This window comes from Armatimonas sp., from assembly GCF_043760365.1.
In the GTDB taxonomy this organism is placed as follows: Bacteria; Armatimonadota; Armatimonadia; order Armatimonadales; family Armatimonadaceae; genus Armatimonas.
Window position 1 is genome coordinate 1 of the sequence record NZ_JAYUPA010000944.1, and the last position, 8,084, is coordinate 8,084.

An 8,084-nucleotide genomic window follows, 5' to 3' on the forward strand; every position below is an offset into this window, starting at 1 on the left:
CGGGGTTCCTATACGCTACGATCAGACAGTCTTGGGGAGTATCTACCTCACCGAAAAACCCGGTGGGTTCACGGAAGAAGACGAGCGGACAATCCAGGCACTCTCGATGCACCTGGCCGTGGCAATCCGCAACTGGCAGCTCCTGAAGCGCCAGCGGGCACTGGTGGCGGGGCTTATCACCGCGCAGGAGGAAGAGCGCCGCGCGGTGGCCTACGACCTGCACGATGGCTTGACACAGTATGTCATGGCGGCTCATATGCACCTGGCCGCTTTCCAGCGCGTCTACGGTAAGGACGACGAGAACCTGACTCTGGGGCTCAAGTATCTCAAGGATGCGGTCGTCGAGTCTCGGCGGCTTGTCAATGGTCTGCGCTCACTGGCGCTCGATGACATGGGCCTATCAGGGGCGCTGGCACAGCTTGTCCAGGAAGAGAAAGTGCGTGCAGGGTGGGTGGAGGCAGATTTTCTGCACAATGTGGAGGGGGAGCGCTTTAGCACCCCCCTCGTGACGGCGGTCTACCGGGTGGCTCAGGAGGCACTGACCAATGCTCGTAAGCACGCGGTGGCGCAGCACGTTCAGGTCACGCTCCTGCAAGAGGGCGAGAGCCTACTGCTTTTAAATATCACCGACGATGGGTGTGGATTCGACCCGGGACGTACCCACGCCGATGACAAGCATATCGGACTGCACGGAATGGCGGAGCGGGTTCGTTTGCTCGAAGGGACGCTCCTCATTGAGAGCGCTCCTGGCAAAGGGACCCAGCTCTCCGCAAGTTTTCCCGTTTCGTACTATGAGGAATAAAAACAAAGATGAGTACCAGGTATAGCGTCGTTTTAGTGGATGACCACACCATCGTCCGTGGCGGAGTCAAGGCCATGCTACGCGGCACGGAGTTCGATGTCGTCGGGGAAGCGTCTTCTGGCAACGAAGGGGTGACTGTGGCACAGGAAACAAAACCGCACCTCGTGTTGCTAGACATCCGCATGGCCGGTGGTGATGGCTTCAGCGCCCTCGTGGCCATTAAGACGGCGCTTCCCAAAACTACCGTGCTCATGCTCTCCACCTATGACAACCCGACCTACATGGCGCGCGCTGTGGCGGGCGGCGCAGCGGGCTACCTGCTCAAGGGAATAGACCACGACGCACTTTTGGAGGCCATGCGTGCCGTCTTACGCGGTGAACAACTACTCACCGCGCAGGATCTGATTCGTTCCCTTAAAGTCGTAGGGGATTCCGCACAGGCCGCCGATCTCATCGAGCCACTCACCCGGCGCGAGGAAGAAGTTCTGAAGTTAGTGGCCACAGGGCTCACTAACCGGGAGATTGGGGGAGTGCTCTTTATCAGCGAGGGAACCGTCAAGACCCACGTCGAGCACGTCATCGGCAAGCTCGGGGTTTCGGATCGGGTACAGGCCGCTGTCTGGGCCGCCCGCCAAGGCTTAGTCAACGAAGCCGACCTCCCCAAGCTCTCCACCTACAACTAATACGCCGTTTAGCAGACGGCAAGCAGATAGACGGAGCTTAAAATGGCTCCATGAGTCGGAGTGTGAATGGACGTTACCTAAACTGCGATGGAGCGGGGTGCACTGCCTCGGTGCCCGTTCCGGTGCGTCTGGAAGGTGTCCGCTCCACAGAGCTTACTCCTCCCCGCTGGCTCTTTGTTCAGGAGAGCGGCGCTTGGAAGCACTACTGCCCCGACTGTGCCAACAAAATTGTTGCCAGCCGTCGAATCCGTCATTTAGCAGATTCCCAGAGCCGTAGCTTGGTCTAAAATCAGAGCATCAGATAACTTTCTGGAGGCCGCCCGTCTGATGGTTCCGATGACAGGCGCTCAGATGACCCTACTGGCCACAGTTCCCCCGACGGGGGGCACGAGCCCGGAGCTGGACACTCTGCGACAAGCACGCTGGAAGCATGCCGAACAGGCACTGGACTCGGCACGTAAGTTTCTGCGCGACTACGGCTACTACGTCCGCACCCGCATTCAAGTCGCCCCGGATGTCGCCCATGCGCTCCGCGCCGAGGTCAAGGAAAACCACTACGACTTGGCGGTGATCGGGAGCCACTTTGGTCACCGTGACGAGCCCTGTGAGCCCTCTGAGGCCGATAAGTTGCTGGAAGGTTTTCCGGTTCCTATCGTGGTTGTCAATAGCCGGAGCAAGTAGCATAAAGGCCGCAGCAAGTAGCACAAACGAAGGGCTTGACGTTATACTGGGGCTGTCTTCTGAAGGAGAACAGCCCTATGTATTCTGACCAAGAACAGCCTCCCCCCACGCAGCCTCCCGCCTACATGCCGCCCACGCAGCGTGTCAAGTTCGAGTTCATCGGCGAAGCGTTTCAGCTCCTCCAGAAGCAGCTCGGGGCCTGGGTCGGGGCCGCGACACTCACCGTCCTCCTGACCTCCCTCTTTATCAGCCCGATCTACATCTACTGGGCCTTTCAGCTCACAAAGAACCCGGAGCAGACCAACCCCACCGTCTCGGGCCTACTCTCCATCGTGGTCACTCTCGTCTCCACCATCATGGGCGCGGGCCTTCAGTACATGGCTCTCAAGCAGCTTCGTGGGGAGACACTGAGCGCGACAAGCTTTACCGGTGCTTTTTCCAAGTTTGGGCCTCTGGCGATCCTTGGGCTTTTTCTGGGCGCGGTCTCCGCCCTGTTTGGTGTCCTGCCGGGCTTTCTTCCCTTGCTCCTAATCGTACCTGAGATTCTTTTGACGACATTTTTTACGCTCAGCAGTCTTCTCATTCTAGATCGCAACCTGGAGCCCGTGGCAGCCTTGAAGGAGAGCGTCCGGGTGATGCGCCAGGAGTTCTGGATCTCGCTGGCATTTATCCTGCTCAGTGGCATGGCATCAATGGTGGGCTTCGCTGCCTGTGGCCTTGGGATACTGTTCTCCCTGCCTCTCTACCCCCTGTGCATTGTCCTGCTCTACCGCGCCTTCTACCCGGAGCGCTTTAGTCCAACCGCAACGCAGGAGGGCCAGTAGTCCATGCCTCCCTCCCATCACCTGAATATCGGTCTGGTCATGAATGCCTGGGCGCTCTACCGTGCCCACCCTTGGCGCTGGCTGGGGGCATCGCTGCTGGCCTGTAGTACGCAGCTCGCCCTCTGGTTGCTTCTGGTGCGGCTCATCCGAGTCCCAGAGGAGGGCTGGCAGCGTTTCCTACTCGGCGTCGTGCTGTGGTCAGTTCTTCGGGGAGTGAACCGTTTCTTCCAGACAGGGCTCTGCCGCATGACACTGGATCAGCTTAACGGCGAGCAAGTCCGTCTACGGCGGCTCCTCGCGCCCTCCTCGGGCCTCTGGACCACCCTGCTAACCTCGCTGCTGGTGGGAGGACTGATTCAGCTCGGGTACAGAACGACGGCGCTTTTGGGATTCCTCCTCGAAGGACTCCTCTTGCTCGTCTGCCCAATTCTGGCGGATCGGAAGCTCACTTTGATGGAGACGCTCCGGCTGAGCATTAAGACTCTTCAGCCCGAGCTCCTCTACGCCGCACTCTTTGTCTGGACCTTGAATTTTTTGGACGGGCTGTCGGGCGGGGCTTTCTGGCCGCTGAGCCTGCTGATGATGCTCCTGACTTACCCGTTTATGCCACAAGTTCAAGCGCTACTCTACCGCAGCTATTTTCCCTACCGGAGCTTCGAGTACCGGGGTTAAGTATCAGGCACTCACGGCAAGCTGTGTGAGCAGCTCGGAGAGCGTGCTGGCAAGAAAGCGCACGCTCACCGCGGCCACACTGTAGTCCATTCGGGTCGGGCCGATTACCCCGATACTGCCACGCTCCCGTGTCCCCACAAAGTAGGGTGAGCTCACCACAGCAAAACAAGCCAGCTCAGGACGCCCTAGCTCCTCCCCGATTCGTACCGCCAGTTCCGCCTCGGCCTCGTGGTGCAGCAGCTCCAGCATGGCGGCGCGCTCCTGAAGAATCACAAAGAGCTGACTAAGGCGCTCTACATCGCGGAACTCCGGCTGCGCCAGCACACTGCGGGTGCCCTCCACAAAGACGGGAGTGTTCTCCGTAATGCTCTGCATGACCTGCACAAGCTCGCGCACTAAGCGCTGCCAGAGCCGTACTCTCCCCGCCAGTTCCACGGGGGGAAGCTCACTTTCCTGAGCAATGCGGCGCAGCTCTGAGAGAGGCTTGTCTCGCAGACGAGCATTCAGAGCGCTTGCCAGGGCGAGCGCCTCGGTCGCACTCAAGGCGACATCGGGCAGTAAGCGGTGCTCTGTGCGCCCTGTGGAAAAAAGCAGCATTAGTAAAGTTTTGTCCGCCGCCGTCGGCGAGAGAAAAACCTGCCGCAAGCGCGTGTCATCGGGCGCTTCAGGGGAAGTCACAACAGCAGGAAGCTTGGTGAGCTGATTGAGCAACTGACAAGTCTTGCGCAAGATCGCATCAAACTCGCTCTCAACCGAGAGAAGTGTCTGCTGAATGCGCTGCGCCTCGGGACGCCCCAGGGGAGTTAATGGCATCAGGCGGTTGACGTAAAAACGATAGCCCCGGTCAGAGGGTACGCGCCCCGCCGATGTGTGCGGCTGGCGCAGAAAACCGCGCTCGCTCAGCTCCGCCAGCTCGTTGCGTACCGTGGCGGACTTCACCCCCAGAGCATACCGCTCCACGAGAATTTGTGAGCCAACCGGCTCCGCCGTCAAGACATAGTCCTGCACCACGGCACTTAAAATACGCTGCTTGCGCAGATCGAGATCCATTGCCTAGGTATTTTAGCGGTGTGTTTACTTTCTGTCAAACCAATTGCGATATAATCAGCCCATGAAGACAATAACTTTTCTTGCTCTGGCAGCAGTGATCGCCGCCGTTGGTGCTCCGGTACGCGCCCAAGACGAGCGTGTCGCCCCCGAACAGCGCCTTACACGCCCCCGTCCCCTGGAGACCGTGCTCCAAACTCTCGCCAAAAACGCGGGTATTTCCGTGGTCGCGGAGTCGTCGCTCGCAGGTGCCCAGGCCGACTACCCACGTGAAAGTGCCACCCCACAGAACCTCGAAGCGCTTCTGGACAAAGTGGTAAAGTCGCTCCCGCCTGGCACTGTCTGGAAGAAAGCGATGCTCCCCGCCAGCACGCGTTTCTACCGGGGCGATGATGTCGCCGCGTTTCTAGATATCCAGACCCGTCTGTTTGGCCGCTCCTCAGAGAAGCCTGGTGAGCCGGGAATCGTCGAGGTGCTGGGGCAGAAGCTCTCCCCGGAGAAAGCCACTCCTGTCGTCACGACACTGGGTCTCAAGCCGGTCTATGTGCTGTTTAATCCCAATAACCGCCGCTCCGCCGACGGTATCACGGGAGCCAATGGGCAGACAGACTTCTCCCAGATTCTGGGGAATTTCTCCAACATGGACCCGACAGCGCGCATGAAACTGATGCAACAGTTCGGTCAAATGATGCAGAACATGACACCCGAGCAGCGTCGCCAGATGCTAGGCGGCGGTGGCGAAGACGTAACCTTTGCCGTCCCCACTCGCGTAGCGATCCCCCCCAAATAAAATAATCCCAAGCGAAACATTACAGGCGATAGGCCGTCTTGGCGAGACTATAGCAAAGTGCTTCCGCCATAGACACCGCTTCTTCTTCGTCTATCAGATGCTCGACCATGAGCCCGGCGAGCCAGTCCGACACCACACGCCGCCAGACATCGTGGCGGGCGGGAATGGAGCAAAACGCGCGGGTGTCGTCGTTGAAGCCCGCGAGATTCCATATACCCGCTGTCTCAACCACGCTGTCCAGAAAGCGCCGCATCCCGAGACGGCTGTCAAAAAACCACCACGGCGGCCCCAGGCGTAGCGCGGGGTAGTGCCCCGCCAGCGGCGCCATCTCTCGTGAGTAGAGGCTCTCATCGAGCGTGAATAGAACCAGTGAGAGGCGCGGGTCGCTGCCAAAAGCGCTGAGCAGCGGTAATAAGTTGCGCGTGAACTCGCCCGCAACCGGAATATCAGCACCTTTATCGGCCCCAAATTTTTCAAAGACCGAGCGGTTGTGATTACGGTAGCTCCCGATATGAAGCTGCATCGTCAGGCCATCCTCAGCGCTCATTCCGGCAAGGGTGAAGAGCATGTGCGCCATAAAGCGTGGCGCATCGCCGGGCGCACTCTTGCCCTGAAGCGCTCTCTCAAAAATGACGCTAGCCTCTGACTCACGGAGCGGCGTGGTATCCGCAGTGACGGCGGCGTGGTCGGTCGCGGTGGCTCCCAGGCTCTTAAAGAACGCCCGCCGGTTGCGGAGCACCTCTAAAAATACGGCGTAGCTTGTGATTTCAATCCCACTTGCGCTCTCCAGTGCCGTGATATTCCCGCGCCAGCTCAGCGCCTCCAGATTCACAACAGCATCGGGCCGAAATGTTGGCAGAATCTTACCCTTCCAGCCTGAGTCTCTAATACGGCGATGGTGGCCTAGCAAATCGCTCGCTGCATCTGTGGTGCAGAGCGCCTCAATATTAAACTGCTCAAAGAGCGCACGGGGTCGAAATGCCGACGTTTCGAGCTTGGCCGCGATCTCGTCGTAGAGGCGCATTGCGCTGACGGCGCTGGGCTTCTCCGTCACTCCAAAAACCTCGACCAGCTCTTGTGTCAGCCACTGGCCACTGGGGGTTCCGGCAAAAAGAGAGAAATGCTCACAGAACACCTGCCAGATCTTCCGGTGATCGCTCTCCGTCGGGCCACCGTCGCGCCGTGGGATTCCCTGCGCCTCCAGCGCGACGCCCTGAGAGTAGAGCATCCGAAAGACATAGTGATCGGGAATAAGTAAAAGCTCCGTGGGGCTGCCAAAGCGATAGTCGGGGTCGGAGAAGAGCGCCGGATCCACGTGGCCATGCGGGCAGACGAGCGACAGGCACTTGACCTGGGAATACAGTTGCCGCGCAATGCCGCGACGGGCGGGCTCCGGTGAAAAACAGCGATCAGGATGGAGAAGCATACCCAGATATTCTCCCAAAACCGGTTGATTTCCTTCAAGCCATCTCCACTGGCTCGTCCCAGGTACAATCAGACTATGGAGCTACTCGACACCGCCGTTGACACCGCCGCGCCGACCTTTGGGCAGAATGTGGCACACTACAAAACCCTGATCGCCACCCTGCGCCAAAAAACAGCACTTGTCTGCCAGGGCGGTGGCCCCCAGACCGTGGCAAAACACTATAGCCGAGGCAAGAAGCTAGCACGGGAGCGCATCGCGGCGCTACTCGATCCCGGTGCGCCTTTTTTGGAGTTCTCGACACTGGCCGCTGACGGCATGTACGCGGAGCAGGCCCCCGGCGCGGGGATTGTCACCGGGATAGGAACCATTCACGGACAGCCCTGCGCGATTGTCGCCAACGATGCCACGGTGAAAGGCGGGACGTACTTTCCCCTGACCGTCAAAAAGCACCTGCGCCTGCAAGAGATCGCGCTGGAGAACCGGCTCCCCTGCCTCTACCTTGTGGACTCCGGCGGCGCGTATCTCCCGCTTCAAGCGGAGGTATTCCCGGACAAAGAGCACTTCGGGCGGATTTTCTACAACCAGGCACAGATGAGCGCGGCGGGTATCCCGCAGCTCGCGGCAGTTCTGGGAAGCTGCACGGCGGGCGGCGCGTATGTGCCCGCAATGAGCGACCAGACCGTGATCGTGAAGGGCAACGGGACGATCTTTCTCGCAGGTCCGCCACTGGTGAAAGCCGCCACGGGTGAGGAAGTAAGCGCCGAAGCGCTGGGCGGCGGCGATGTCCACACCAGGCTCTCAGGCGTCGCAGACTATCTGGCGGAGAACGAGGACGAAGCCCTTGCTCTCCTCCGTGAAGCCGTCGCGCACCTGCCAAACGCAAGTGTGGGCGCACCGTATGCCCCTGAAGAGCCGCTCTACACCGCCGACGAGCTCTACGGGATTCTCCCTGCGGACCTGCGCCAGCCCTTTGAGATTCGCGAGGTCATCGCTCGCCTCGTGGACGGCTCGCGGTTCCACGAGTTCAAGCCCGGCTACGGCATGACCCTGGTCTGTGGCTTCGCACGCCTGGAGGGCTGGCCGGTGGGGATTATCGCCAACAACGGGGTACTCTTCTCCGAGTCCGCGCTCAAGGGGGCGCACTTTATCGAGCTGTGCT

The 8,084-nt window shown here is 59.8% G+C and carries 10 protein-coding genes; 8 read left to right on the plus strand and 2 right to left on the minus strand.

Features of this window, described 5'->3' with window-relative positions; genetic code table 11:
- From ACH2EH_RS23835 to ACH2EH_RS23860, 6 genes are all read left to right on the plus strand, one after another.
- Nucleotides 1-802, plus strand: an 802-nt coding sequence (locus ACH2EH_RS23835; RefSeq protein ID WP_395145725.1) for an ATP-binding protein, incomplete at its 5' end; no start/stop codon positions are given.
- Nucleotides 803-810: 8 nt separating this feature from the next.
- On the plus strand, nt 811-1,485 hold the full coding sequence (locus tag ACH2EH_RS23840) for a response regulator (RefSeq protein WP_395145727.1): 675 nt from the start codon (nt 811-813) through the stop codon (nt 1,483-1,485).
- 50 nt (nt 1,486-1,535) lie between these two features.
- Nucleotides 1,536-1,772 (plus strand): hypothetical protein, encoded by a 237-nt coding sequence (locus ACH2EH_RS23845; RefSeq protein WP_395145730.1) that lies wholly within the window; start codon nt 1,536-1,538, stop codon nt 1,770-1,772.
- Between the two features lie 40 nt (nt 1,773-1,812).
- Complete coding sequence (locus ACH2EH_RS23850; protein ID WP_395145732.1) at nt 1,813-2,166, plus strand: universal stress protein; 354 nt, start codon at nt 1,813-1,815, stop codon at nt 2,164-2,166.
- A 77-nt stretch (nt 2,167-2,243) separates the two neighbouring features.
- Entirely contained in the window at nt 2,244-2,990 is a 747-nt protein-coding gene (locus ACH2EH_RS23855) for a hypothetical protein (RefSeq protein ID WP_395145734.1), read from the plus strand.
- 3 nt (nt 2,991-2,993) lie between these two features.
- On the plus strand, nt 2,994-3,662 hold the full coding sequence (locus ACH2EH_RS23860; protein ID WP_395145736.1) for a hypothetical protein: 669 nt from the start codon (nt 2,994-2,996) through the stop codon (nt 3,660-3,662).
- A 3-nt stretch (nt 3,663-3,665) separates the two neighbouring features.
- Here the strand turns inward: ACH2EH_RS23860 and hrcA are convergent, their stop codons facing one another.
- On the minus strand, nt 3,666-4,712 hold the full coding sequence (gene hrcA, locus ACH2EH_RS23865) for a heat-inducible transcriptional repressor HrcA (RefSeq protein WP_395145738.1): 1,047 nt from the start codon (nt 4,710-4,712) through the stop codon (nt 3,666-3,668).
- A gap of 61 nt (nt 4,713-4,773) precedes the next feature.
- Here hrcA and ACH2EH_RS23870 point away from each other — a divergent pair, with 61 nt between their 5' ends.
- Nucleotides 4,774-5,499 (plus strand): hypothetical protein, encoded by a 726-nt coding sequence (locus ACH2EH_RS23870; protein ID WP_395145740.1) that lies wholly within the window; start codon nt 4,774-4,776, stop codon nt 5,497-5,499.
- Nucleotides 5,500-5,518: 19 nt separating this feature from the next.
- On the opposite strand, the gene uxaC is transcribed toward ACH2EH_RS23870, so the two are convergent.
- Complete coding sequence (uxaC, locus tag ACH2EH_RS23875; protein WP_395145742.1) at nt 5,519-6,925, minus strand: glucuronate isomerase; 1,407 nt, start codon at nt 6,923-6,925, stop codon at nt 5,519-5,521.
- Nucleotides 6,926-7,000: 75 nt separating this feature from the next.
- Here uxaC and ACH2EH_RS23880 point away from each other — a divergent pair.
- On the plus strand, nt 7,001-8,084 hold a 1,084-nt coding region (locus ACH2EH_RS23880; RefSeq protein ID WP_395145744.1), incomplete at its 3' end, for a carboxyl transferase domain-containing protein.

Excerpts from the sequence above, each read along its gene's own strand:
- ACH2EH_RS23840 (WP_395145727.1), top strand. The coding sequence starts at position 811 with ATGAGTACCAGGTATAGCGTCGTTTTAGTGGATGACCACACCATCGTC.
- ACH2EH_RS23845 (WP_395145730.1), top strand. The coding sequence starts at position 1,536 with ATGAGTCGGAGTGTGAATGGACGTTACCTAAACTGCGATGGAGCGGGG.
- ACH2EH_RS23850 (WP_395145732.1), top strand. The coding sequence starts at position 1,813 with ATGGTTCCGATGACAGGCGCTCAGATGACCCTACTGGCCACAGTTCCC.
- ACH2EH_RS23855 (WP_395145734.1), top strand. The coding sequence starts at position 2,244 with ATGTATTCTGACCAAGAACAGCCTCCCCCCACGCAGCCTCCCGCCTAC.
- ACH2EH_RS23860 (WP_395145736.1), top strand. The coding sequence starts at position 2,994 with ATGCCTCCCTCCCATCACCTGAATATCGGTCTGGTCATGAATGCCTGG.
- hrcA (WP_395145738.1), bottom strand. The coding sequence starts at position 4,712 with ATGGATCTCGATCTGCGCAAGCAGCGTATTTTAAGTGCCGTGGTGCAG.
- ACH2EH_RS23870 (WP_395145740.1), top strand. The coding sequence starts at position 4,774 with ATGAAGACAATAACTTTTCTTGCTCTGGCAGCAGTGATCGCCGCCGTT.
- uxaC (WP_395145742.1), bottom strand. The coding sequence starts at position 6,925 with ATGCTTCTCCATCCTGATCGCTGTTTTTCACCGGAGCCCGCCCGTCGC.